The sequence below is a fragment of the Dietzia sp. UBA5065 genome (genome assembly GCA_002415925.1).
In the GTDB taxonomy this organism is placed as follows: domain Bacteria; phylum Actinomycetota; class Actinomycetes; order Mycobacteriales; family Mycobacteriaceae; genus Dietzia.
Genome location: DIAZ01000072.1, coordinates 7,116 through 31,952 on the forward strand (window position 1 = coordinate 7,116; position 24,837 = coordinate 31,952).

Here is a 24,837-nt window from a genome sequence, read left to right on the forward strand (position 1 = left end):
AGGCCGCCCGCCTCGACGCGCTGACCGAACCGTGGGAGGAGCCGGACTGGGAGATGCCCGACGAGTGGACCGCCGAGGGTGAGGTCTCCGTGGCCGGCAGGCGCATGGAGGCGCTGCGCACCGCGGGCCACACCAAGGGTCACCTGGTCTTCTCCGACGACCGGCTGGGCGTCACCTTCACGGGGGATCACGTCCTGCCGCGGATCTCGCCGTCCATCGGCTTCGAGCTGGGTGGGTGGGACAACCCGCTCGGGGACTACCTCTCCTCGCTGGAGGCGATGCTGGGGCGCCCCGATTCCGAGATGCTCCCCGCGCACGGCGCGGTCGGGGGCAGCGTGCACGGCCGGACCCGCGAGCTCCTGGCCCACCACGACGAGCGACTGGCGGCCACGCGGGCGCGGGTGGCCGCGCGGCAGGGTGCCACCGGCCTGGAGGTGGCCGAAGGGCTGCCCTGGACCCGGCGAGAGCGGTCGTTCGCCTCCCTCGACGGGTTCAACCGGATGATCGCGACGTGCGAGACCATGGCGCACCTCGACGTCCTGGTGGCGAGGGGTTCCCTCGCCGTGGACGAGGTGTCGCCGGAGGGCGTGGCGAGGTACGTCACCGCCTGACCCCCCGGCGGCGGCTCAGCGGACCGTCCAGCCGCCGTCCGCGTAGACCTCGCTGCCCGTCATGAACCCGGCGTCGTCGCTGGCGAGGAACGCCACGCAGCCGGCGATCTCCGCCGGGGTGCCGAGCCTGCCCATCGGGGTTCCCGCGAGCATGCCGCGGTGTCGCTCGCTGCCCTCGTAGCGCTCGAGCAGCTGGGGCGTCTCGATGAATCCCGGGTGCAGCGAGTTCACGCGGACGCCCCTGGTGGCCCAGTGGATCGCCGCGTTCTTGGTCATGGTCCGCACCGCGCCCTTGGCCGCGTGGTAGGCGAAGCTGTTCCCGAAGCCGCCGACGGTGCCGAGGATCGAGGACACGTTGACGATCGCGCCGCCGCCGGTGCGCTCGATCGCGGCGCCGGCGTGCTTCATGCCCAGCCACACCCCGGTCTGGTCGACGTCGATCACGCGTTGCCAGTGCTCCGGGGTCTCGTCCTCCAGCGACCTGAGGCTGCCGATCCCCGCGTTGTTGATCAGCGCGTCGAGCCGGCCGTGGGCGTCCATGACGCGCTCGACCGCGGCGGCCCACTGGTCCTCCGCGGCCACGTCGAGCTCCACCGTCAGGTGGGGGCGGGGCGGGAGGGAGGAGGCGACCCGGTCCAGGGGGGTGCCGGGCAGGTCGGCGACGACGACGACGGCGCCCTCCGAGGCGAGCCTGCCGCAGATCTCCGTGCCGATTCCGCCCGTGGCGCCGGTGACGAGTACGACCCGGTCCTCAAAACGCTTCATGTGTCCAGCCCTTTCCCGCGGTGACGTGAGGTACTCGCCCACAATAGCTGAACTGAAGTGGATTCAGCAGCGCTCCCTCACGCCTCCGGCGGGAACGCGACCATGAGCGCCTCGACCACGCAGGCGGGCGTGTCTCTGCCCTCCACCTCGATGGAGTAGTGGACGCACCCGAGGACCCCGCCGGCCGAGGCGTCGCGGGTCCACGCGACCCGCCCGCGCGCACGGATCCGGTCGCCCGGGCGCACGAACGAGGGGAATCGCACCTTGTCGAGCCCGTAGTTGATCGCGCGGCCGACGCCCTCGAAGGTGAACAGCGCGGAGCTCAGGCGCGGGACGAGCGACAGGGTGAGGTAGCCGTGGGCCACCGTCGTGCCCATGTCGGACGCGGCCGCCCGCTCCGGATCGACGTGGATCCACTGCCAGTCCTCGGTGACGTCGGCAAAGCCGTCGATGCGGTCCTGGGTGACGGTGAACCACTCGCCCGCCCCGAGGTCGAGGCCGGCGGCCGCGCGGAACTCGTCGACGCCGTGGAACACGTGGGTCATGGGTCCTCCTGTGAACGGTGGGGCCGGTCGTCCCGGCGACTCGCACGGTAGCGGTCCGGGCCGCCGCCCGGCGGCGAATCCCGAATCGGGTTCAGTCGGGTGCGCGCTAGGTTAGTGGGGTGACTGATGAGAGCGGCCCGGGGCCCCGCCGCCTGGCCATCGGCTACGTCCCCGGCGTGCAGCCCGACAAATGGCTCACCCGGTGGCGCGAGCGCCACCCCGACGTGCCGATCGCGGCGCGGCGGATGGGGGACCCCCGGTCGGCGCTGGCCGAGGCTGCCGGCGACGACGGCGTCGACGTGATCTTCCTCCGTGAGCCGGACGATGCCCCGCGCGCGGCCCCGCCCGGGCTGCTCCGGGTGCCGCTGTACACCGAGACGATGGCGGTGCTGGCGGGCAAGGACCACGAGCTGGTCGCGTTCGAGACGCTGGCCGTGGCGGATCTCGCGGGCGAGCGGTGGCTCGACCCGGTGGACGCGATCGCCGCGAGCCCGGACGAGGTGTCGGCCGCGGTGGACCTGGTGGCCGCCGGGGCCGGGCTCCTGGTGCTGCCGCTGCCGTACGCGCGGTCGCTGAGCCGGCGCGACGTGGTCGTCCGAGCGCTCGAGGGCGTGCCGGCCACCCGGATGGGCGTGGCGTGGTCGCCCCGGCGCGAGGGGGACGAGCTGATCGACGAGTTCGTGGGCATCGTCCGCGGGCGCACCGCCGCCACCACGCGCGGCGGGGCGGAGCCTGCGAGGGAGAAGCTCAACGCCAGGCAGAAGACGGCGGCCAAGGCCGCGCGCGCCCGTGAGCGGGGTACGGCGTCGGGGGGCCGGGGCAGCCGACGCCGCTGAGCGGCGGGCGGGCCCGGCCGCGAGGGTCACTCAACCCCGCCCGGCACCCACCATGCCGCGCGCGAAGTCCAGGTGCCGCCGAACGATCTGGTCGGGGGAGAGCGGGCCGTCCGTCCGGTACCAGGACGCGATCGACACGCACAGGGAGGCCACCGCCCGGGCGGCATCCGACGGGTGTGCGCACTCGAACGCCCCCGACTCCACTCCGGCCCGGATGGCGTCCTCGATCATCTTCTGCTGGGCGTCCCGCTGAGCGACGTGCCGCGCGCGGGCCTCGGGTTCCATGCTCCGCATCTCGGTGGAGGCGACAAAGGCGTGGTCCCGCCGGGCCATGTGGAATCGGGACAGGCACTCCACGATGTTGTCGAACCGGGCGGCGGGGTCGTCCCCGGCGTCCTCGGCGGCCGCGGCGGTGAGCTCGAGCATCTCGGTCATCGTGGACTCCGCCACCGCGCGCAGGAGCGCCTGCTTGGACGGGAAGTGGTGGTACAGGCCCGGAACCGAGAGGCCGGCGGCGTCGGCGATCGTCCGGATGGACGCCCCGTGGTACCCGTGACGGGCAAACACCTCGAGGGCCGCCCGCAGCGCCGGAGGCAGCGGGTCCGGCCCGGGGTCCCGCCAGTCCGTCGGCGTCATGCACCTCACCCCTCGGGTAGTGGCGCGTCGTCCGGGGCGCCGGGCTTGACCCCGACTGGTGTCCTGGGCCACACTCCAGGGTACAGACCGAACGATCGCTCGGCTCGGTGAGCCCGCCACGAGGAGAAGCAGATGTCAGCGCAGGACGACAGGCCCGACCTCCCGCTGGACGAGCTGCTCCGCCCCGACGTGGTGGGCCCGAAGATCGCCGAGGCCACGGGGGACGACGCCTGGGCGGATTTCGACGCCGAGCTCATCGCGGGCGGCAAATCCAACCTCACCTTCACCCTCCGCTCGGACGTCGGGGAGCTCATCCTCCGGCGCCCGCCGACCGGAGAGCTGCTGCCCAGCGCGCACGACATGGGCCGCGAGGCGCGGATACAGCTCGGCCTGGCCGGCACCGGCGTCCCGGTCGCGCGGGTGGTGCTCAACGAGACCACCGGCGAGGACCTGGGCGTGCCGTACTACGTGATGGAGAAGGTGGTCGGGCACATCATCCGCGACGAGTTGCCGCCGGGCTTCGCCGAGTCCGACCGCGACAAGGCGGCCATGGCGGACGCCCAGATCGACGCGATGGTCGCACTCCACGCGGTGGATCAGGACGCGGTCGGCCTGGGGGACCTCGGTCGCCCGGAGGGCTACCTCGAGCGTCAGCTGCGCCGGTGGCTGGGACAGTCCGAGAAGGCCTCCGACACCGTCCGCGCGGACCGCCTGCCCGACCTGGCGGCGCGTCTCGGCCGGAGCATGCCCACCTCGCCGTCGTCGCGGATCATCCACGGTGACTACCGCCTGGACAACTACGTCGTGGACCCGGGTGACCCGGGCAGGATCCTCGCGATCCTCGACTGGGAGTTGTCCACCCTCGGCGACCCGGTCGCCGACCTCGCGCAGACTGTCCTGTACTGGGGCGACCCGGACGGCCCGGAGGTTCCGCTCATCCCCAGCATCACCACCGAACCGGGCTGGCCGGGCCCGCAGCGGCTGCTCGACCGCTACTGCGCGGCGACCGGCACCGACCCGTCCCACATGCCGTGGTACCTGGCCTTTGCTGTCTTCAAGTTCGCGGCGATCGCCCAGGGCGTGGCCACCCGCTCGGAGGCCGGCGACATGGCGGGCCAGGACTTCGGCGACATCGGCCCGCAGATCCGCGACCTGGTCGACCACGGCCACGCGATCCTCGATTCCGCGCAGGGGACCCAGCGATGACCGACGCCACCCCGGGCCCGCCGACGCCGGTCGACCCGCGGACCGGGCCGCAGTCCGAGCTCCCCGTGCTGGACCGCTTCCGGATGGACGGCCGCGTCGCGGTGATCACCGGGGCCTCGTCCGGGCTCGGCGCCGGGTTCGCCCGCGCGCTGTCCTCGGCCGGCGCCACCGTCGTCCTGGCCGCGCGCCGCCGCGAGCGGCTCGAGGCGCTGGCCGACGAGCTCTGCGCGGCCGGGGGGCGGGCCTCGACCGTGGCGTGCGACGTCGCCGACCCCGAGGCCTGCGCCGCGATGACCCGCGCGGCGATGGAGGCCCACGGCCGGATCGATGTGCTGGTCAACAACGCCGGCATCGGCACCGCGGTGCCCGCGCTCAAGGAGACCCCCGAGCAGTTCCGCTCGGTCGTGGACGTCAACCTCAACGGCGCCTTCTGGGCGGCCAAGGAGTGCGCGGCCGTCATGGGGCCCGGCTCGAGCATCGTCAACGTCGCCAGCGTCCTGGGCCTGACCGCGGGGTTCGCGCCGCAGGCCGCCTATTCGGCTACCAAGGCCGCGGTCATGGGGCTCACCCGCGACCTGGCCTCGCAGTGGGGCGGACGGCGCGGGATCCGTGTGAACTCGCTTGCGCCCGGCTACTTCGCCTCCGAGATGACCGACGAGATCCCGGAGGCGATGCTCGCGGACATCACCGGCCGCACGATCTTCGGCCGGCTCGGCCTGCAGCCCGAGCTCGACGCCGCCCTGCTGTTCCTCGCCTCCGACGCCTCGTCGTTCATCACGGGCACGACGCTCGTGGTGGACGGCGGGATGACCCTCCACTAGAGATCTCTGACAGGAGACAACACAATGGATTTCGCTCACAGTCAGCGCAGCCTCGAGCTGCAGGAGAACATGTGGGAGTTCATGCGTGAGCACGTCCTCCCCGCCGAGCCGGTGTGGGCGGAGTACCTGCGCGAGCACGGCGACAACGCCTACCCGCCCGTCATGGAGGACCTCAAGGCCGAGGCCCGCCGCCGCGGTCTGTGGAATCTCTTCCTGCCCGAGTGGTCCGGCATCTCCAACCTCGAGTTCGCCGCGGTCTCGGAGATCACCGGGTGGTCGCCCGTCATCGCCCCGGAGGCCATCAACTCGCAGGCCCCCGACACGGGCAACATGGAGACCTTCCACCTGTTCGGCACCGACGAGCAGAAGGCGAAGTACCTCGAGCCGCTCAAGGAGGGCAGGATCCGCTCGGCGTACGCCATGACCGAGCCGGACGTGGCCTCCTCCGACGCCACCAACATCCAGACCGTGATCCGGCGCGAGGGCGACGAGTACGTGATCAACGGCCGCAAGTGGTGGATCACCGGCATCGCCGACACCCGCTGCGAGATCCTCATCGTCATGGGCAAGACCGACGAGTCCGCCGAGACCCACCGGCAGCAGTCCATGGTGCTGGTCCCGCGCGACACCCCGGGCCTGACCATCGAGCGCAACCTCCCGCTGTTCGGCTACCAGGACCAGCACGGGCACTGCGAGATCGTGTTCTCCGACGTTCGCGTGCCGGTGTCGAACCTGCTCGGGGAGGAGGGCGCCGGGTTCGCCATCGCCCAGGCCCGCCTCGGGCCGGGCCGCATCCACCACGCCATGCGCGCCATCGGCATGGCCGAGCGGGCCCTGGCGCTCATGGTGGACCGCGCCAAGTCCCGCCACGCCTTCGGCGGGTCCCTGGCCAGCCAGGGCGTCGTCCAGGAGCACATCGCCAACTCGCGGATCGAGATCGACCAGGCGCGCCTGCAGGTGCAGCACTGCGCGTGGATGATCGACACCGTCGGCGCCAAGGAGGCCCGCTTCGAGATCTCCGCCATCAAGGTGATCGCCCCGCAGGTCGCCTGCGCCGTGATCGACCGGGCCATCGAGATCTACGGCGGCGCCGGCGTCTCCGGCGACACCCCGCTCGCGTACTTCTACGCCTGGGCGCGGGCCCTGCGGATCGTCGACGGCCCGGACGCCGTGCACCGCCGCACCATCGCGCGCGGCGAGCTCAGGCGGACACCGCCGTTCATCGGCTGATACTAGGATGTCCCACTAAAGTGGCTGGGACGACTGAGACATGACCACCGAGACAAGGGAGAACACCACATGGGTGCAGTAATCGTGGAGGCCGTGCGCAGCGCGGTCGGCAAGCGCAACGGCGGGCTGGCCGGGGTCCATCCGGCCGACTTGTCGGGCAAGGTGCTCAACGCGCTCGTCGAGCGCGCGGGGATCGACCCGGCCGTCGTCGAGGACGTGATCTGGGGCTGCGTCACGCAGGCCGGCGAGCAGACCGGCGACCTCGCCCGGACCGCGGTGCTGTCCGCTGGCTGGCCGGAGACCGTCACCGGCGTGACCATCGACCGGCAGTGCGGATCCTCGCAGCAGGCGTTGAGCTTCGCGGTGGCCGTGGTCGAGGCAGGTCATCATGACGTGGTGATCGCCGGTGGTGTGGAGACCATGAGCCGCAATCCGATGGGTAGCTCGGCTATGGGCAAGAACCCCTACGGCGACGATTTTCTGGGCCGTTACGATGGCATCATGCCCAACCAGGGCATCGGCGCCGAGATGATCGCCGAGCGCTGGGGCCTGACCCGCACCCAGCTCGACGAGTTCGCGGTGGCCTCGCACGAGAAGGCCGCCGCCGCGCAGGACGCCGGCGTCAACGCCGGACACATCGTCCCGATCACCACCCCGGACGGCATGTTCGACGCGGATCAGGGCATCCGTCGCGGCTCGACGGTCGAGGCGCTCGCGGGCCTCAAGACCCCGTTCAAGGCCGACGGCGTGGTCAGCGCCGGCAACGCCTCCCAGATCTCGGACGGCTCCGCGGCGCTCCTCGTGATGAGCGAGGAGGCGGCCGCCAGGTACGGCTGCACCCCGATCGCCCGCGTGCACACCGCCACGCTCGCCGGCGACGACCCCGTCATCATGCTCACCGCGCCGATCCCGGCCACGGCCAAGGCGCTCGAGAAGTCCGGGCTGACGATCGACGACATCGGCGTGTTCGAGGTCAACGAGGCCTTCGCGTCCGTGCCCATGGCGTGGCTCGCGGAGACCGGCGCCGACCCGGCCAGGCTCAACCCGAACGGCGGCGCGATCGCCCTCGGGCATCCGCTCGGCGGCTCCGGCGCCCGGATCATGACCGACATGATCCATCACATGAAGGCGAACGGAATCAAGTACGGCCTGCAGACGATGTGCGAGGGCGGCGGCCAGGCCAACGCCACCATCATCGAACTGCTCTGATCGGAACTGCTCTGATCGGAACCGGTTTGATCGGAACCGTGTCGATCCCCGCTCCCCGATCCGGGGGCGGGGATCGACGCGTTCCGGCGGACGCTAGCCGCCGGTGAGGACCACCGCCCGGCCGAGGATCTCGCCGCGGTCGAGCGCCTGGTAGGTCTCGGGGGCCTCGTCGAGGCTGACGCGCCGCGAGATCACCTCGCCCAGGTCGAGCCTGCCGGCGGCGAGCAGCCGGATGAGGTCGGGCACGTCGCGCCGGGCGCGCGCCCCGTAGGAGCCCTTGATCTGGATCTTGCGCCGGACGATGCGGGCCAGGTCCACGTCGAGGGTGGTGCCGGCGGGAGGGATCCCGACGACGACGGCGCGGCCGCCCTCCCGGGTGATGTCCACGGCCAGGTTGGTCGTCGCGGCGGACCCGAGGGCCTCGAAGGCGACGTCGACCCCGCGGCCGCCCGTGATCTCCGCGATCGCCTCGGCCGCGTCGACGCGCGAGCTGTTCACCGTGTGCGTGGCACCCATCCGGCGGGCGAGGTCCAACTTGTCGTCGTCGACATCGATCGCGATCACCGGCTCCGCACCACTGACCGCCGCGAGTTGCACGATGTTCTGCCCCACGCCGCCCACGGCCACCACCGCGACGGACTCGCCGGCGCGGACGTCGCCCACGTTGCGCACCGCGCCGTAGGCGGTGAACAGCGAACAGCCGAGGATCGCCGAATCGGTCAGGTCCAGCTGGTCGGGGAGCGGGAACACGGCCGTGGCCGGGGTGACGCTGTACTCGGCCATGCCGCCCATCGAGTACATGGACAGCGTCTCACCGTTGGCGCGGCGCAGGCGGGACTCGCCGTCGTACAGCGTGCCCCGCAGCCGGTTGAACTCGAAGAACGTCGAGCACAGGTCCTCCATGCCGCGGGCGCAGTTTTCGCAGGATCCGCACGGCATGATGAACGATCCCACCACCCGGTCGCCGGGCTTGACGTTGGCCACGCCCGCGCCGACCTCGGCGACGATCCCGGAGATCTCGTGCCCCAGGACGCCGGGCAACGGGAAGCCGACCTCGCCCTTGAGCACGTGCAGGTCCGTGTGGCAGACCCCGCACGCGTGGTTGTGCACGAGCACCTCTCCCGCGCGCGGTTCGGGGACGGGGATGTCCTCGATCACCAGCGGGGACCCGACTTCTACGCAGACTGCAGCCTTCATGGACGCGACCCTACTCAGCCGCTGCGGCCCAGGAGGTCGTCCGAGATGATCCGCATCTGGATCTCGCTGGTGCCCTCGAAGATCCGGGTGAGGCGGGCGTCGCGCCAGTGCCGCTCGACCTGGAAGTCGGTGGTGTAGCCGGCGCCGCCGTGGATCTGGATTCCCTGGGAGGTGACGCGCTCGGCCATCTCGGTGGCCACGAGCTTGCACATCGCGGCCTCGGTGGAACACCGGCGGCCCGAGTCGATCGCGGTGGCCACCGAGTACATGAGTTGGCGGGCGGCCTCGATGTCGGCGGCCATCTTGGCGATCTCGAAGCGCAGATACTGGAACTCGCCGATGGGGCGGCCGAACTGTTCGCGCGTGGCGACGTACGCGATCGAGTCCTCGAGCGCGGCGCGCGCGAGGCCGATAGCGCGGGCGGCGGTGTGGGCGCGGCCCACCTCGAGCCCGGAGACCGCCATGTAGAAGCCCTTGCCCTCCTCGCCGAGCAGCGCCGAGGCCGGGATCCGGAAGTCGTCGAAGGACAGCTCCCAGGTCTGCCAGCCGAAGTAGCCGATCTTGCGCACCGGGGTGCCGGTGATCCCGGCGGGGAACGACCCGCGCTCCTTCTCGACGAGGAAGGTGGAGATGCCGCGGTGTGGCTTGGCCGGATCGCGGTTCGGGTCTGTGCGGGCGAACAGCACCAGGTAGTCGGCCTGGTCGGCGTAGGTGCACCACATCTTGGTGCCGTTGACGACCCACTCGTCGCCCTCGCGGACCGCACGGCAGGAGATGTTGGCGACGTCCGAGCCCGCCTCCGCCTCCGACAGCGCGTAGGCGCCCAGCCACTCGCCGCGCGCGACCCTCGGCAGGAGCCGGGACTCCTGCTCGGCGGTGAACCCGCCGCCCATGCCGTTGCCGCGGGCCAGCAGCCCCGAGACGGACAGCCAGCCGCGCGCGAGCTCCTCGGCCACCAGGCAGTACTCGAAGACGCCCAGGCCGAGCCCGCCGTGATCCTCGTCGATCATGATCCCGAAGAAGCCCATCTCCGCCATTTTCCGGCGGAGCTCGTCGGGGATGTCGCCGCGCTCGGGGTCCAGCACGTTGGCGATCGGCAGGACCTCCCTGGCGGTGAACTCGCGGGCCAGGTCGCGGATGGCCAGCCGCTCCTCGGTGAGGTAGACGGGCGTGTCGGGCCGGGCGGTGGGCTCGTGCGTCATGGAAGGTGTCTCTCCCTCAGGTGAGGCGGTCGGTGTCGGCGCCGAGGCGGGGCGCGGGGCCGGCCGAGAGGTGGGTGCCGTCGAAGGTGGCCGGATGGGCGGCCGCGAGATAGGGGCCGATTCCGGGCTGGTCGAGCGTGCCGAACAAGGGATTGGCGTCGAGTTCGCCCTCGGCGACGACCTCGGCGAAGGTCCGGTACCGCTCGTGGAGCACCACGGAATCGGCGAGCGCCAGGGCCGCCTCCTCGGTCGTGTGCGCGGAGAACCAGCGGGCGAACAGGGCGGCCAGGACCTCGCGGTAGGAGTAGCGGTCTGATTCGGCCGTGAAGTCGGCGCCGGTGGCGGCCTCCAGCGCGTCGACGGCCTCGCGGGTGCCGGTGAGGCGGGCCAGGTCCCGGAAGTGCCGGGTGGTCAGGGCGACGATCATGAACCGGCCGCCGTCGGAGGTGGTGAAGTCGGTGCCGAAGGTGCCGTAGACGTGATTGCCCACTGCCGGGCGGGAGGAGCCGTCGAGCTGGGGTTCGGTGAGGTAGCCGAGCGTCCCGGCCGTGGCCAGCGCCACGTCGTCGAGCGGCAAGATGAGGCGTCGGCCCCGGCCCGTCCGCTCGCGCTCGCGCACGGCGGCCACCACGGCCAGCGCCGCGTGGAGCCCGGCCGCGACGTCCCAGGCGGGCAGCGCGTGATTTACCACCTGCCCGCCGCCGGGGCCGGTGATCGCCGGGAAGCCCAGGGCGGCGTTGACCGTGTAGTCGACCCCCGGCCGGCCGTCCCGGCGGCCGAGCAGCTCGAGGGTGATCACGTCGGGGCGGATCGCCGACAGTGTCCCGTGGCTCATCCAGTCGCGGCCGCCGGAGTTGGTGACGAGGATGCCCCCGCCCTCACCGGGTGCGGTGACCAGCTCGCGCAGTGACTGCCGGCCCGACTCCGAGCGCAGGTCGAGCGTGACCGAGGCCTTGCCGCGGTTGAGGCCGGTCCAGTAGATGGACGTGCCGTCGGGGGCGAGCGGCCAGCGGTTCACGTCGGCCGCGCCACCGATCGGGTCGACGCGGATCACCTCGGCGCCCAGTTGCGCGAGCGTGAGCCCGCACAGGGGAGAGGCGACGAAGCTGGAGAGCTCCACCACGCGGATGCCGTCGAGCGGCCTGGTGTCGGGCATCGGAAACCTCCGGCGGTCGCCGCAAACGATGATAATAGTTGCTAGCATACAGGCGAATCGGGGCGCGCCGTCCCGAACAGGGGCACGGTCGGAGGGTGTGCGATGGGGGATCGGGCCACGGCGTCGGAGGTCGAGGCGGCCGACTTCGCGGACATTCTCGCGGCCACCCGCGAGTACATCCGCACGGCCGTGGTGCCGCGCGAACAGGAGATCGCGGACGCCGACGCGGTCCCGGAGGAGATCCGCGCCGGGCTGGCCGGGATGGGGATGTTCGGCTACGCCATCCCGCAGCGCTGGGGCGGGCTCGGGCTCGACCTGCGGCAGGACGTCGAGTTGGCGATGGAGTTCGGCTACACGACGCTGGCCATGCGCTCGCTCTTCGGAACCAACAACGGCATCGCCGGCCAGGTACTCGTGGGCTTCGGCACCGACGAGCAGAGGGAGCGGTGGCTGTCCCGGATCGCCTCCGGTGAGGTGATCGCCTCGTTCGCGCTCACCGAGGACGGCGCCGGCTCCAACCCCGCGGGACTGAAGACCGGTGCGGTCCGCGACGGTGACGACTGGGTGATCGACGGCGTCAAGCGCTTCATCACCAACGCCCCCCTGGCCGGGCTGTTCGTGGTCTTCGCGCGCACGCGCCCCGCCGACGCCGACGGGACCGGGATCGCGGTCTTCCTCGTTCCGGCCGACACCCCCGGGGTCACGGTGGGGCCCAAGGATTCGACGATGGGGCAGGAGGGGGCGTGGACCGCCGAGGTGGCCTTCCGGGGTGTCCGGGTGCCGGGGTCGGCGTTGGTCGGCGGGGACGAGGACGCCGGCTACCGGGCCGCCATGACCTCGCTCGCACGCGGCCGCATCCACATCGCCGCGGTGTCGGTGGGGACGGCGCAGCGGGCGCTCGACGAGTCGCTGGCCCACGCCGTGACCACCACGCAGGGCGGTACCCGGATCGGGGACTTCCAGCTGGTCCAGGCCATGCTCGCCGAGATCCAGACCGGCGTGATGGCCGGCCGCGCGTTGGTCCGCGAGGCCGCCGAGGCGTACGTGTCCGGCAGCGACCGGAGGATCGCCCCGTCGGCGGCCAAGCTCTACTGCACCGAGATGGTGGGCAGGGCGGCCGACCTCGCGGTCCAGATCCACGGCGGCACCGGCTACATGCGCGGGGTCCCCGTCGAGCGGATCTACCGCGACGTCCGGCTGCTGCGCCTGTACGAGGGCACGAGCGAGATCCAGAAGCTGATCGTGGGCGGCGGACTCGTCCGCGGCGCGGTCGGCCGGGGCGCGGGATCGCGGTGACAGGGGCTGAGGTGACAGGGCCCGAGTCGCCGGGGCCCGAGGACCAGCTTCCGCTGGCGGGCATCACCGTGGTGGCCGTGGAACAGGCGGTGGCCGCGCCCCTGGCCACCCGCCACCTGGCGGACCTCGGCGCCCGTGTCATCAAGATCGAACGGCCAGGGGAGGGGGACTTCGCCCGCGCCTACGACGACACGGTCCACGGCCAGGGGTCCCACTTCGTGTGGCTCAACCGCGGCAAGGAGTCGATCGAACTCGACCTGGCCTCGGACCGCGGCCGCGGCGCCGCTCTCGCGCTGATCGACCGGGCCGATGTGGTGATCAGCAACCTGGCCCCCGGCGCGATGGACCGGCTCGGGCTGGGGGCGGCGGCACTCCGCGAGCGACGGGACGAGCTCGTCGTCGTCACCATCTCCGGGTACGGCGACGCCGGGCCCTACACCCACCGCAAGGCCTACGACATGCTGGTCCAGGCCGAATCCGGGCTGTGCTCGATCACCGGCACGCCCGAGCAGGCCACCAAGACCGGGGTGCCCGTCTCCGACATCGCCACGGGCATGTACACGCTGTCGGCGGTCCAGGCGGCGCTGCTGCGGCGGGAGCGGACCGGGCGCGGCGCGACGATCGAGGTGTCGATGCTCGAGGCCACCGCCGAATGGATGGGCCACCCCATGTACATCCGGATGTACGCGGGTCGGCAGGTCGGGCGCATGGGGCTCTCGCACGCCTCGATCTGCCCGTACGACGCGTTCCCCACGCGCGACGGGCGGGTGCTGATCGGCGTCCAGAACGATCGTGGATGGGCCGCGCTGGTGCGCGATGTCCTGGGTCGCCCCGACCTGGTCCACGACGAGCGGTACAGCACCAACATCGCGCGCGTGGCGCGGCGGGCGGAGGTGGACTCGCTGATCGGCGCGCTGACCAGGGGGTACGGTTCCGACGAGCTGGCCGGGCGGCTGGAGGAGTTCGGGGTGCCGGCGGCCCGGCTCAACGATGTGGCCGGGTTGATCGAGCATCCGCAGCTGGCCGCCCGCGACCGCTGGCGCGAGGTGGACACCCCCGGCGGGCGGGTACGGGGACTGCTGCCACCCATGACGTTTACAGACGTAGAGCTTGCGATGGGCGCCGTGCCCGCGCTGGGCCAACACACCGAGGCGATCCTGGCCGAGCTCGGCCTCGCCCTGGACGACACACCAGAAGGAGACGGATGATGGGACTGCTCGAGGGGAAGACCGCTGTCGTCACCGGTGGTGCGCGCGGGATCGGCCTGGAGATCGCACGCGCGTTCATCGAAGCCGGTGCGCGCGTGGTGGTGGGGGATGTCGACGACGACGCCGGCGCCGCCGCGATCGTCGAACTGGGCGGCAGCGACAAGGCCCGCTACGCGCACTGCGACGTGCGCGACGCGGCGCAGGTCGAGGCGATGATCGACGTGGCCGAGGAGGCGTTCGGCCCGCTCGGGGTGTTGGTCAACAACGCCGGAGTGACCCGTGACGCCACCATGCGCAAGATGACCGAAGAGCAGTTCGACGACATCATCGCCATCCACCTCAAGGGCACGTGGAACGGCACCCGTGCGGCGGCGAGCCGGATGCGTGACCACGGCGGCGGTGCGATCGTCAACCTCTCGTCGATCTCCGGCAAGGTCGGGCTGGTGGGGCAGACGAACTACTCCGCCGCCAAGGCCGGGATCGTGGGGCTGACCAAGGCGGCGGCCAAGGAGATCGCCTTCGCCGGGGTGCGCGTCAACGCGGTGCAGCCGGGCCTGGTCCGCACGGCCATGACGCTGGCGATGCCCGCGCACGTGTGGGAGGAGAAGCTGGCCGAGATCCCCATGGGGCGCGCCGCCGAGCCGTCCGAGGTGGCGCAGGTCGTGCTGTTCCTGGCCAGCGACATGTCCAGCTACATGACGGGGACGGTCCTCGAGATCACCGGCGGTCGGCACATCTGACGGCGGGTCGGCGACCTCAGCCCCCGAGGTCCCAGCGGATCGGCTGCTCCAGCGCGGTGCGGAAGCGTTTCTCGAGGTAGGTCGTGTGCTCGGTGATGTGCCGGGCCATGAGGGAGGAGGCGGCGTCCGCGTCGGCGTCGGCGATCGCGGTGTAGATCTCCTCGTGGATCGCGCACGTGTGGTCGCGCTGGCGCTTGGGGTATTCGACCCCCATGGTGGCGCCGGCGAGGATGCCGACCATCGCGTCGAAGAGGTAGCCGAACAGCGCGTTGCCGGAGCCCCAGGCGATGAGGGCGTGGAAGTGCTCCGAGCCGGCGGTGAAGGCCGCGGTGTCGCGGCTGTCGGCGCGCAGTGACCCGACGTTGGCGCGCAGTCTCTCCAGCGCCTCCGGGCTCATCCGCTGCGCCGCGAGCCGCGCGAGGGGCGGCTCCATGACCGCGCGCGCCTCCATGATCGTGGAGAACGGCGCGTTCTCGAACTGCAGGAGCAGGCTCAGCGAGGCGGCGAGCGTGCCGGCGTCGGGCTGCTGGACGATCGGGCCGCCGCCGGGACCGGGCTTGAGCGTCAGCGCCCCCTGCAGCTCGAGGTAGCGCAGCGATTCGCGGAGGGTGCCGCGGCCGACGCCGTACTCCTCGAGCATCAGGTGCTCGGGCGGCAGCCGATCGCCCACGGTGTTGCCGCGGCGGGCGATGTCCTCGACGATCTGCTTGGCCACCAGCAGCGCCGTCTTCTGCGGGCGCTTGACGCCACCGGTGCCTCGGGGCGTCCCCGGGACCGCGGTCACGACGGCATCAGGACGGTGTACGCCCAGTCCAGGACGTCGGCGTCCCCGTCCGGGCGGTGGGCCCGCACCACCGAGCGCAGATCCAGGGCGGTACCGCCGCCCGCCAGCGGGGTGGCGGCCCCGACGCTGACGTCGCTCGAGAGCGTGTCGCCCTCGTGGACCGGCCCGGTGTGGTCGCACGACTGCCAGCCGAGGACGGTGAGGATCGACGGGAGCATCCGCGTGGCCTGGGAGAGGGCCAGCCCGATGGTGTGACCGCCGTAGACCAGCCTGCGGCCACCGGCGGCGCGGTGATCGTGGTGCACCGCCGCGAGGTTGAGGGTGAGGCGGGCCAGTTCCGGGGCGCTCGACACCACGTCGGCGCTCGAGCGCAGCACCGTCCCGGCGGCAGGGGCCTCGCCGGTGGTGCCGGGGACGAGGGAGGGGTAGGCGCCGAGGTTCCAGCCGGGCGGCGTGGACCACGGGGCGGGGCTGTGGGTGCCGATGGCGGACAGGTCGTCGGACCCGGCCCGGGGCCCGGCTCCGGCGCTACTGCCCGGTCGACGGGGAAGCATCGCGCAGCGGTGGAAGTCCAGCACCGTGCGCCCGGCCTGGTCCGTGGTGGTCATGCGCAGCGCCGCCAGGCCGGTGGGCGGGCGGCCCACCCTGTCCCGGTTCGGGGCGAGGCCCACGACCTCGGTGCGGGTGGAGAGGGTGTCGCCGATGCGGGGGAAGTGGTGGAAGTGCAGGCCCCGGTAGAAGAGGTTGGCCTTGACGCGTTGCGTGACGACGGTGGACTGGCCGATCGCGACGTCGGTCACCAGTCCGGGGTGCGCGATCGGCCCGCCGGTGACGGACTCCGCCAGCGTGCGGTCGAGCGGCAGTCGCAGCCGGTCGCCCAGGATCGCCTGGTGCGCGGCGGCCAGTCCGTCGGTCAGCGTCAGCGACGGGCTGTGGAAGACCTGTCCCTTCGCGAGGTCGTCGAAGCCGGGTCCGCCGAACTGGATGGGCTCCCGTTCTGATCCGCCCGCATTGGCCATAACCATGCGAATGATTATGTCGTACATTGGGTCGAAGCGGAGAGAAGCCAGACGAGCAGAGCGGGGCGGGCGTGCCGGAGTTGAACGAGGAAGAGGCCTATCTGGTCGCCACCGTCCGGGCGTTCATCGATCGCGAGGTCAAGCCGTCGGTCCTCGAGGTCGAGCACGCCGACGAGTATCCGGGCCGCTGGATCGACCAGATGAAGCAGATCGGGATCTACGGGCTGGCCGTGCCCGAGGAGTACGGCGGGACCCCGGTGTCGATGCCCTGCTACGTGCGCATCACCGAGGAACTGGCCCGCGGCTGGATGACCCTCGCCGGCGCCATGGGCGGCCACACGGTCGTGGCCACGCTGCTGGCGGAGTTCGGTACCGAGGAGCAGAAGCGCGCCTACTTGCCCCGGCTCGCCACCGGCGAGATGCGGGCGACCATGGCGCTGACCGAACCCGGCGGCGGCTCGGACCTGCAGGCCATGACCACGACGGCCGTCCGCGAGGGGGACGAGCTGGTGATCTCCGGCGCCAAGACGTTCATCACCAACGCGCGTCGCGCCGGGCTCATCGCACTGATGTGCAAGACCGATCCCGCGGCCGAGCCGAGGCACCGGGGGATCTCGATCGTCCTGGTCGAGCACGGCCCCGGCCTGACCGTCTCCCGCGACCTGCCCAAGCTCGGCTATAAGGGCGTAGAGACCTGCGAGCTGTCGTTCGACGGGTACCGGACCCCGGCCGCCCGGATCCTCGGCGGGGAGCCGGGGAGGGGCTTCGGGCAGATGATGAAGGGTCTGGAGACCGGCCGGATCCAGGTCGCGAGCCGGGCCCTCGGCGTGGCGGCGGCTGCGCTCGAGGACTCGCTGGCCTACGCGCAGTCCAGGGAGTCGTTCGGCCAGCCCATCTGGAAGCACCAGGCCATCGGCCACCACCTGGCGAACATGGCGACCAAGCTCACCGCCGCCCGCCAGCTCACCCTGTTCGCCGCCGAGAAGTACGACGCCGGTCAGCGCTGCGACATGGAGGCCGGGATGGCCAAGCTGTTCGCCTCCGAGGTGGGGATGGAGATCGCGCTCGACGCGGTCCGCATCCACGGCGGGTACGGCTACTCCACCGAGTTCGACGTGGAACGCTACTTCCGCGACGCCCCGCTGATGATCGTCGGCGAGGGCACCAACGAGATCCAACGCAACGTGATCGCCGCGCAACTCGTGGCACGAGGAGGACTTCAATGACCGTGTTCGAGGGACTCGACCGGGTCGAGGCCGCGGTCGGCACGCACATCGGTTACAGCGACTGGCTGGAGATCACCCAGGATCGGGTCGACGCGTTTGCCGACGCCACCGGCGACCACCAGTGGATCCACGTCGACCCTGCCCGGGCCGCCGAGGGGCCGTACGGCGCCACCATCGCGCACGGCTACCTCACGCTCTCGCTGCTGCCGGCGCTCACCGCGGAGCTGATGGACATCCGCGGCTTCGCGATGATGATCAACTACGGGCTGGAGAAGCTGCGTTTCCCCGCGGCCGTGAAGGTCGGCTCCCGGATCCGGGCCGGGGTCGAGTTCACCTCGCTCGAGCGCAGATCCTCCGGGGTGCAGCTGAACAGCCTCGTGACGGTCGAGATCGAGGGCGGCGACCGGCCTGCGCTCGTGGCCGAGACCGTCCGCCTGATGGTCCCGTGAGCGGGCGGCCGCGGCGAAGGGAGGCCGGGTGACGCCGCCGGCGCAGGGGACCCGGCCCGGCTCCCGGATGGCGGCCGCGCTGACCGACGTCGTGATCTGTGAGCCCGTCCGCACCCCTGTGGGTCGGCGGGGCGGCGCGCTGGCCCCGCTGCAGGCCGCCGACCTGGCCGCCGCCGCGATCCGTGGACTCGTCGAGTGCACCGGGGTGGAGCCGACGCAGATCGACGACGTGATACTGGGCCAGTGCTATCCCAACGGTGAGGCCCCGGCGATCGGCCGGGTGGCCGCGCTCGACGCCGGCCTGGACATCTCCACCCCGGGTGCCCAGCTCGACCGCCGGTGCGGATCCGGGCTGCAGGCCGTGCTCAACGCCGCGATGCAGGTCGCGGTGGGCGTCAGCGAGGTGGTGATCGCCGGCGGTGTCGAGTCCATGTCCGGAAGCGAGATGTACGCCCTCGGCCTGCGCGACGGGGTCCGGGGCGACCGCCTCGAGTTCACCGACCGCATCGCCCGCGGCCGCGTGACCTCCGGGGGGCGCGACTACCCGGTCGAGGGCGGGATGCTCGAGACCGCGGAGAACCTCCGGGCCGAGTACTCGATCTCCCGGGCCGAACAGGACGAGCTGGCGGCGGAGAGTCAACGCCGCGCGATCGCGGCCCAGGACGCAGGAGTGTTCGACGACGAGATCGTGCCCGTGCGGGTCCCGGGGAGAAGGGGCGACGACGACGTCGTCGTCGCCACCGACGAACACCCGCGCCGAGGCGTCACGGCCTCGTCCCTCGCCGCGCTGCGCCCCGTCCGGTCCCGCGTCGACCCCGCGGCGACCGTGACCGCCGGCAACGCCTCCGGCGAGAACGACGGCGCGTCGGTGTGCATCGTCTCCACCCGGGCCCGCGCCGCCGAGCTGGGACTGCGCGCCTACGTCCGCCCGCTCGGCTGGGCGGTGACCGGCGTCCACCCCGCGCGCATGGGCATCGGCCCCGTCTCCGCGACCGACCGCCTGCTCGCCGACCTTGACCTGCGGCTGGCGGACTTCGACCTCATCGAACTCAACGAGGCGTTCGCCGCCCAGGTGCTCGCGTGCCTGCGCGAATGGGAGGCCGGCCACGGGTTCACGCGCGCCGACCGCGAGCGGCTCAACGTCCACGGTTCGGGCATCTCGCTCGGCCACCCCGTGGGCGCCACGGGGGCCCGCATCCTCACCACGATGTCCCGCGAACTCGCGCGGCGCGACGGGCGCTACGCGCTCGAGACGATGTGCCTCGGCGGCGGGCAAGGGCTTGCCGCGGCCTTCGAGAAGCTGTGAGCCGGCAGCCCGCAGAATTCACGTGGACTTAACTACACCGGTGTGATTCGGGCGTAGCGTCGCGGGCAACGGTCGGTGGGGAAGCCGGCCGTCGGGAGGTCTCAGCGGATGATCGTCACACGCGATCTCACAGGGGGCCGGCACCCGGCCCCGTCACCACCCGGTGACCTGAGCCGACCGGTCCACCCCCAGCTCGCCCGCGGGTGCCGCGGGCCAGGAGTCCGCCGTGACCGACACCGTACGCACCTACGTCCTCGACACCTCGGTTCTGCTCTCTGACCCGTGGGCCGTCACCCGCTTCGCCGAGCACCACGTGGTGCTGCCCATCGCGGTGATCGGGGAGCTGGAGGCCAAGCGGCACCATCCCGAGCTCGGCTACTTCGCCCGGGAGTCCCTGCGGCTGCTCGAGGACCTCCGCCTGCGGCACGGTCGGCTCGACGGGGACCTGCCCGTCACCGACCAGGGCGGCACCCTGAGGGTGGAGCTCAACCACACCGATCAGGCGATCCTGCCCTCCGGGTTCCGCAACACCGGCGAGGACTCCCGGATCCTCGCGTGCGCGCTCAACCTCCGCGCGGAGGGCCTCGACACCGTCCTCGTGTCCAAGGACGTGCCGCTCCGGGTCAAGGCCGGTTCGGTGGGCCTGCCCGCGGACGAGTACCACGCCCAGGACGTCGTGCTCACCGGCTACAGCGGGGTCACCGACCTCCCCGCCACGCAGGAGCTGGTGGACACCCTGTTCTCCGACGGCGGGGCCTCGCCGCTCACGGCCCGCGCCGCCGGCCTGGACGAGCAGACCCCGGTGCACTGCGGGGTCCGGGTCCAGACCGCGTCGTCCTCGGCCCTGGCCCGCGTCACCGACGGCGGCGGACTCAGGGTGGTCCGCGGCGACGTCGAGGTGTTCGGGCTTCGGGGCCGCTCCGCCGAGCAGCGGATCGCGATCGACTGCCTGCTCGACGAGTCGATCGGCATCGTCTCGCTCGGCGGGCGGGCCGGCACCGGCAAGTCGGCCCTGGCCCTGTGCGCGGGACTGGAGTCGGTGCTGGAGCGTCGCCGGCACCGCAAGATCGTGGTGTTCCGTCCGCTGTACGCCGTGGGCGGGCAGGAGCTCGGCTACCTGCCGGGCAGCGAGTCGGAGAAGATGTCCCCGTGGGCCCAGGCCGTGTTCGACACCCTCGAGGGACTGGTCAGCGAGAACGTCATCGACGAGGTCATGGACCGGGACATCCTCGAGGTGCTGCCCCTGACCCACATCCGCGGCCGGAGCCTGCACGACTCGTTCGTGATCGTCGACGAGGCCCAGTCGCTCGAGCGCAACGTCCTTCTCACCGTCCTCTCGCGGCTGGGCACCGGGTCCAGGGTGGTGCTCACCCACGACGTGGCCCAGCGCGACAACCTGCGCGTCGGCCGCCACGACGGGATCCAGGCCGTGGTGGAGAAGCTCAAGGGGCATCCGCTGTTCGCGCACGTCACGCTCAACCGCTCGGAGCGCTCGGCGATCGCCGAGCTCGTCACCACGATGCTGGAGGAGTTCCACCCCGACAGCCTCCCCGGCGAGCTGCGCCGGATCCGCGCTGCATGAGGCCTCGCACACGGGAGGAGGCCGGTCGTGGGATGATTCCCAACGGGCGCAGCGCCCAGACCGTCTTCTCACCCCGGAGGTATTCCATGTCCCGTCGCTCCAGCCTGGCTCGTGCACTCCCGCTCGTCGCCGCGGTCGCCCTGACGCTGACCGCGTGCGGTGAACAGACCCCCGGGGGCGTGCAGGAGTCCGGTGGCGAGCAGGCGTCGGCGCAGGCCGAGCAGGCGGACGCGAACAATCCGATCGTCGTGAAGATCGGTGAGGACGAGTTCGCCACCAACATGGCCATCTTCCGCAAGTACGAGGAGGCCAAGGGCGGTCCGCTCGCCCTCCAGGCCCCGGTCGCCCCGGCCGAGGACCTGGACGGCGGGAAGAGGCAGAACTACGCCTCGGGGACCGTCTTCTGGTCGCCGGAGACCGGGGCGCACATCGTCCGCGGCCAGATCCTCACCACCTACTACGACAACGGCGGGCCCGGCGGCACGCTCGGCTGGCCGGTCAGCGACGAGGCGGTCGACGGCGAGGCGGTCTTCACCGATTTCCAGCGCGGTCAGATCCGCCTGGAGAACCAGGCCATCCGGGTGATCGAGCAGGCCGGGTAGGCCGGCACCGCGTCACCGGCGCCTGTCGAGGCCCGTCATCCCCAGGACGTCGAGGCGGCGGTCCAGCTCGTCCCGGCTCAGCGGGTCGGGGACGAACCCCAGGGCGATCACGGCCTCGCGGATCGTGATCCCCTCGGCCAGCGCGTGCTTGGCCACCCGGGCGGCCTCCTCGTAGCCGATCGCCGAGTTGAGCGGCGTGACGATCGACGGGGAGGACTCGGCGAGCCGACGCATCCGATCGGCGTCGGGCTCGATCCCGTCGATGCAGCGTTCGGCGAACAGCGTCATGGACGTGGAGAGGATCCGCACCGACTCCAGGACGTTGCGCGCCATCACGGGGATGGCGGTGTTGAGCTCGAAGGCGCCGGACGCGCCGGCCCAGGCGACCGCGGCGTCGTTGCCCACGACCTGCGCCGCGACCTGCGCGACGGTCTCGCAGAGCACCGGATTGACCTTGCCGGGCATGATCGACGACCCGGGCTGCAGGTCCGGGAGGTGGATCTCGGACAGGCCGGTCATGGGACCCGAGCCCATCCACCGGATGTCGTTGGCGATCTTGGTGAGCGAGACGGCGATCGTCCGCAGCGCCCCGGAGAGCTCCACGAGACCGTCCCGGGCGGACTGCGCCTCGAACGGGTCCACGGCCAGGCTCAACTCGTCGAGCCCGGTGAGCGACCGGAGCTCCTCCACCACCGCGGACCCGAAACCGTCCGGCGCGTTGAGGCCGGTGCCGGCGGCGGTGCCGCCGATCGGGAGTTCGCCCACGCGGGGGAGGGTGGCGCGCACGCGCTCGATCCCGGCCCTGAGCTGGCGGGCGTATCCTCCGAACTCCTGGCCCAGGGTCACGGGGACGGCGTCCATGAGGTGGGTCCGTCCGGATTTGACCACGTCCCGCCAGTCGGCGGCCTTCGACTCGAACGACTCGGCCAGGACGCGCAGGGCGGGCACGAGGTCGGAGACCACGACCTCGGTCGCCGCGACGTGGGTGGCCGTGGGGAAGGTGTCGTTGGAGGACTGCGACATGTTCACGTGGTCGTTCGGGTGGACGGTGACGCCCCCGGCCGCGCACACCGAGGCGATGACCTCGTTGGTGTTCATGTTGGAGCTGGTCCCGGAGCCGGTCTGGAAGACGTCGACGGGGAAGTGCTCGTCGAGGTGGCCCTCGGCGATCCTGCCGGCGGCCGCGACGATCGCGTCGACCCTCTCGGGGTCGAGCAGCCCGAGCCGACCGTTGACCGTGGCGCAGGCGGCCTTGAGGAGGCCGAGTGCGCGGATCTGCGCCCGCTCGAGGCCGCGGCCCGAGACCGGGAAGTTCTCCACGGCGCGCTGTGTCTGCGCCCGCCACAGCGCGTCGGCGGGCACCCGGACCTCGCCCATGGTGTCGTGCTCGATGCGGAATTCACTCTGGTCGGCCATGACGGCCAGAGTAGGCGGGCCCGCCGCGCGCTGCAGGGCGGCGGCGCGGCGGGCCCGGGGGGATCAGCCGTCCTGGGAGCCCTGGCCGTAGTCGACCGCCGAGAACTCGCGGAGCTTCTCCATGCGGTGGCGCGCCTCGACGTGGCGGACGGTGCCGGACTTCGAGCGCATCACGAGCGAGCGCGTGATGGCGCCGTTGGCGCGGTAGCTCACGCCGCGGACCATGTCGCCGTTGGTGATGCCCGTCGCGGCGAAGAAGCAGTTGTCCCCCTTGACCAGGTCGTCCGTGCCGAGGATCGCGTCCACGTCGAGCCCGGCGTCGACGGCCTTCTGGCGCTCCGCCTCGTCCTGCGGCCACAGCTGGCCCTGGATCTCGCCGCCCATGCACTTCATGGCGCAGGCGGTGATGATCCCCTCGGGGGTGCCGCCGACGCCCATGAGCATGTCCACCGAGCTCTCGTCGGACGCCGCGGCGACGCCGCCGGCCACGTCGCCGTCCATGATCAGCCGGACCTTGGCGCCCGCGGCACGGATCTCGGCGATCAGCTCCGCGTGGCGGGGACGGTCGAGCACGCAGACCGTCAGGTCGCCGACGTCCATGTTCTTGGCCTTGGCGACGGACCGGACGTTCCACTCGGTGGACCGGGACAGGTCGATGTGGCCGACCGCCTCGGGCCCGACCGCGATCTTGCGCATGTAGAACACCGCGGACGGGTCGAACATGGATCCGCGCTCGGCCACCGCGATGACGGCGATGGAGTTGGGGCGGCCCTCCGCCATGAGGCGCGTGCCGTCGATCGGGTCCACGGCCACGTCCACGGCCGGCCCGTCGCCGGTCCCGACCTTCTCGCCGTTGTACAGCATGGGCGCCTCGTCCTTCTCGCCCTCGCCGATCACCACGACCCCGTCCATGTCCACGGTGCCGATGAGTTCGCGCATGGCGTCCACGGCGGCACCGTCGCCGCCGTTCTTGTCACCCCGGCCCACCCAGCGTCCGGCGGCGAGGGCGGCGGCCTCGGTCACGCGGACCAGTTCCATGGCGAGGTTTCGGTCGGGGCGCTTGGCGTCTGACATGGGGCGTAGGGCTCCTCGGGTAGCTCCGCGGCGTCGACGTGATCACGCGCGGCACGGTGGGGGATGTAATGGCCCATTGTTCCACCTCGCCGCCCCCGTCGGGGGCCGCGCGCCGGAGTTGCCCCGGGTGGGTGGGATACTCGCAGCCGTGGCCGAGGCGAAACCGAGAATCCTGCAGGGCAACCGCGACATGTTCTGGTCCGTGGTGGTGCTCATGGCGATCATCGGGATCTTCGCGGGCGTGGCCGGCCAATGCACCTTCAGTCCCTCCGGGCCGCAGCAGGGGGCGATCCCGCAGTTCGATGCCGACGCCTCGCTGCGTCAGGACGCGCGCGGTCTGGACTTCCCCATCCGGTCGCCGGAGGTCCCCGAGGGGTGGACCTCCAACTCGGGCCGCGTCGAGGCCTTTGCCGGGACCACGTCGAGCCACGTCGGGTGGGTGACGGGGGAGCGCAGCTTCGTCGAGCTCGTCCAGTCCGACGCCCCGGAGGACGCGTTCCGGTCCCTGAACGGCGGGCCGCGGCCCGGCCGCACCATCATCCCGATCGGCGGTCGGGAGTGGACCGTGCTCACCGGGGACGACGTCCGTCCCGTGTGGGTGCTCGACCTGGACGACGTCCGCGTGGCGGTCACCGGCTCGGCCACCACCTCGGACTTCGAGGCGCTCGCCGCGGCGGTCCAGGTCGCGGAGCCGCTCCCGCGGGGGCGGTGACCCCGGGCC

25 protein-coding genes are annotated in these 24,837 nt (G+C 72.0%); 15 read left to right on the forward strand and 10 right to left on the reverse strand.

The genetic code is table 11. The features are described 5' to 3' along the window. A partial coding sequence (locus B4M60_RS05330; RefSeq protein WP_291080991.1) for an MBL fold metallo-hydrolase occupies positions 1-611 on the forward strand: 611 nt, incomplete at its 5' end. 15 nt (positions 612-626) lie between these two features. Here the strand turns inward: B4M60_RS05330 and B4M60_RS05335 are convergent. Continuing rightward, the gene (locus tag B4M60_RS05335) at positions 627-1,376 is read right to left on the reverse strand and encodes an SDR family NAD(P)-dependent oxidoreductase (protein WP_291080994.1); all 750 of its coding nucleotides are present in this window, start codon (positions 1,374-1,376) and stop codon (positions 627-629) included. A gap of 77 nt (positions 1,377-1,453) precedes the next feature. Next, positions 1,454-1,921: a MaoC family dehydratase gene (locus B4M60_RS05340; protein WP_291080996.1), complete on the reverse strand. Its 468-nt coding sequence runs from the start codon at positions 1,919-1,921 to the stop codon at positions 1,454-1,456. A gap of 119 nt (positions 1,922-2,040) precedes the next feature. Here B4M60_RS05340 and B4M60_RS05345 point away from each other — a divergent pair, with 119 nt between their 5' ends. Continuing rightward, the gene (locus tag B4M60_RS05345; protein WP_291080998.1) at positions 2,041-2,757 is read left to right on the forward strand and encodes a LysR family transcriptional regulator substrate-binding protein; all 717 of its coding nucleotides are present in this window, start codon (positions 2,041-2,043) and stop codon (positions 2,755-2,757) included. Between the two features lie 30 nt (positions 2,758-2,787). On the opposite strand, the gene B4M60_RS05350 is transcribed toward B4M60_RS05345, so the two are convergent. Continuing rightward, positions 2,788-3,393, reverse strand: a complete 606-nt coding sequence (locus B4M60_RS05350) for a TetR/AcrR family transcriptional regulator (RefSeq protein ID WP_291081000.1) — start codon at positions 3,391-3,393, stop codon at positions 2,788-2,790. Positions 3,394-3,525: 132 nt separating this feature from the next. Between B4M60_RS05350 and B4M60_RS05355 the strand changes: the two genes are divergently transcribed. The 4 genes from B4M60_RS05355 (at position 3,526) to B4M60_RS05370 (ending at position 7,859) form a co-directional block, all read left to right on the forward strand. Beyond that, positions 3,526-4,599: a phosphotransferase family protein gene (locus B4M60_RS05355; RefSeq protein WP_291081002.1), complete on the forward strand. Its 1,074-nt coding sequence runs from the start codon at positions 3,526-3,528 to the stop codon at positions 4,597-4,599. Further along, the gene (locus B4M60_RS05360) at positions 4,596-5,420 is read left to right on the forward strand and encodes an SDR family NAD(P)-dependent oxidoreductase (protein ID WP_291081004.1); all 825 of its coding nucleotides are present in this window, start codon (positions 4,596-4,598) and stop codon (positions 5,418-5,420) included. The genes B4M60_RS05355 and B4M60_RS05360 overlap by 4 nt, the downstream gene beginning before the upstream one ends. Before the next feature lie 24 nt (positions 5,421-5,444). Beyond that, positions 5,445-6,650 (forward strand): acyl-CoA dehydrogenase family protein, encoded by a 1,206-nt coding sequence (locus tag B4M60_RS05365; RefSeq protein ID WP_291081006.1) that lies wholly within the window; start codon positions 5,445-5,447, stop codon positions 6,648-6,650. Positions 6,651-6,719: 69 nt separating this feature from the next. Further along, the gene (locus tag B4M60_RS05370; protein WP_291081008.1) at positions 6,720-7,859 is read left to right on the forward strand and encodes a thiolase family protein; all 1,140 of its coding nucleotides are present in this window, start codon (positions 6,720-6,722) and stop codon (positions 7,857-7,859) included. Between the two features lie 93 nt (positions 7,860-7,952). Here B4M60_RS05370 and B4M60_RS05375 read toward each other — a convergent pair whose 3' ends face one another. From B4M60_RS05375 to B4M60_RS05385, 3 genes are read right to left on the reverse strand one after another with little or no spacing between them, the layout of a single operon-like run. Then, positions 7,953-9,056 (reverse strand): zinc-binding dehydrogenase, encoded by a 1,104-nt coding sequence (locus B4M60_RS05375; protein WP_291081010.1) that lies wholly within the window; start codon positions 9,054-9,056, stop codon positions 7,953-7,955. Positions 9,057-9,070: 14 nt separating this feature from the next. Beyond that, complete coding sequence (locus B4M60_RS05380; protein WP_291081012.1) at positions 9,071-10,258, reverse strand: acyl-CoA dehydrogenase family protein; 1,188 nt, start codon at positions 10,256-10,258, stop codon at positions 9,071-9,073. 16 nt (positions 10,259-10,274) lie between these two features. Beyond that, complete coding sequence (locus B4M60_RS05385; RefSeq protein ID WP_291081014.1) at positions 10,275-11,414, reverse strand: CoA transferase; 1,140 nt, start codon at positions 11,412-11,414, stop codon at positions 10,275-10,277. 102 nt (positions 11,415-11,516) lie between these two features. Here B4M60_RS05385 and B4M60_RS05390 point away from each other — a divergent pair, with 102 nt between their 5' ends. From B4M60_RS05390 to fabG, 3 genes are read left to right on the forward strand one after another with little or no spacing between them, the layout of a single operon-like run. After that, positions 11,517-12,710: an acyl-CoA dehydrogenase family protein gene (locus B4M60_RS05390; RefSeq protein ID WP_291081016.1), complete on the forward strand. Its 1,194-nt coding sequence runs from the start codon at positions 11,517-11,519 to the stop codon at positions 12,708-12,710. An 11-nt stretch (positions 12,711-12,721) separates the two neighbouring features. Then, positions 12,722-13,918: a CaiB/BaiF CoA transferase family protein gene (locus B4M60_RS05395; protein WP_291081018.1), complete on the forward strand. Its 1,197-nt coding sequence runs from the start codon at positions 12,722-12,724 to the stop codon at positions 13,916-13,918. Beyond that, entirely contained in the window at positions 13,918-14,658 is a 741-nt protein-coding gene (gene fabG, locus B4M60_RS05400; RefSeq protein ID WP_291081020.1) for a 3-oxoacyl-ACP reductase FabG, read from the forward strand. Before B4M60_RS05395 ends, fabG begins: the two co-directional genes overlap by 1 nt. Before the next feature lie 16 nt (positions 14,659-14,674). Here the strand turns inward: fabG and B4M60_RS05405 are convergent, their stop codons facing one another. Together B4M60_RS05405 and B4M60_RS05410 are read right to left on the reverse strand one after the other, a co-directional pair. After that, positions 14,675-15,442, reverse strand: coding sequence for a FadR/GntR family transcriptional regulator (locus tag B4M60_RS05405; protein ID WP_291081022.1), 768 nt, complete (start codon positions 15,440-15,442; stop codon positions 14,675-14,677). Next, the gene (locus B4M60_RS05410) at positions 15,439-16,467 is read right to left on the reverse strand and encodes a MaoC family dehydratase (RefSeq protein WP_291081024.1); all 1,029 of its coding nucleotides are present in this window, start codon (positions 16,465-16,467) and stop codon (positions 15,439-15,441) included. The genes B4M60_RS05405 and B4M60_RS05410 overlap by 4 nt, the downstream gene beginning before the upstream one ends. A gap of 65 nt (positions 16,468-16,532) precedes the next feature. On the opposite strand from B4M60_RS05410, the gene B4M60_RS05415 reads away from it, so the two are divergent. The 5 genes from B4M60_RS05415 to B4M60_RS05435 all read left to right on the forward strand — a co-directional run bounded on the left by B4M60_RS05415 (position 16,533) and on the right by B4M60_RS05435 (position 21,626). Further along, complete coding sequence (locus B4M60_RS05415; RefSeq protein ID WP_291081026.1) at positions 16,533-17,687, forward strand: acyl-CoA dehydrogenase family protein; 1,155 nt, start codon at positions 16,533-16,535, stop codon at positions 17,685-17,687. Beyond that, entirely contained in the window at positions 17,684-18,136 is a 453-nt protein-coding gene (locus tag B4M60_RS05420; protein ID WP_291081028.1) for a MaoC family dehydratase, read from the forward strand. Before B4M60_RS05415 ends, B4M60_RS05420 begins: the two co-directional genes overlap by 4 nt. Positions 18,137-18,203: 67 nt before the next feature. Beyond that, a complete protein-coding gene (locus B4M60_RS05425) occupies positions 18,204-19,442 on the forward strand; it encodes an acetyl-CoA C-acetyltransferase (RefSeq protein ID WP_291081071.1) in 1,239 nt (412 codons plus the stop codon). A gap of 226 nt (positions 19,443-19,668) precedes the next feature. Beyond that, entirely contained in the window at positions 19,669-21,024 is a 1,356-nt protein-coding gene (locus tag B4M60_RS05430; RefSeq protein WP_291081030.1) for a PhoH family protein, read from the forward strand. Between the two features lie 86 nt (positions 21,025-21,110). Then, a complete protein-coding gene (locus B4M60_RS05435; protein WP_291081032.1) occupies positions 21,111-21,626 on the forward strand; it encodes an LGFP repeat-containing protein in 516 nt (171 codons plus the stop codon). 12 nt (positions 21,627-21,638) lie between these two features. Here B4M60_RS05435 and B4M60_RS05440 read toward each other — a convergent pair whose 3' ends face one another. Continuing rightward, on the reverse strand, positions 21,639-23,042 hold the full coding sequence (locus tag B4M60_RS05440; protein WP_291081034.1) for a class II fumarate hydratase: 1,404 nt from the start codon (positions 23,040-23,042) through the stop codon (positions 21,639-21,641). A gap of 63 nt (positions 23,043-23,105) precedes the next feature. Next, complete coding sequence (glpX, locus tag B4M60_RS05445; protein WP_291081036.1) at positions 23,106-24,116, reverse strand: class II fructose-bisphosphatase; 1,011 nt, start codon at positions 24,114-24,116, stop codon at positions 23,106-23,108. 148 nt (positions 24,117-24,264) lie between these two features. Here glpX and B4M60_RS05450 point away from each other — a divergent pair, with 148 nt between their 5' ends. Further along, positions 24,265-24,828 (forward strand): DUF4245 domain-containing protein, encoded by a 564-nt coding sequence (locus B4M60_RS05450; RefSeq protein ID WP_291081038.1) that lies wholly within the window; start codon positions 24,265-24,267, stop codon positions 24,826-24,828. Positions 24,829-24,837 lie beyond the last annotated feature (9 nt).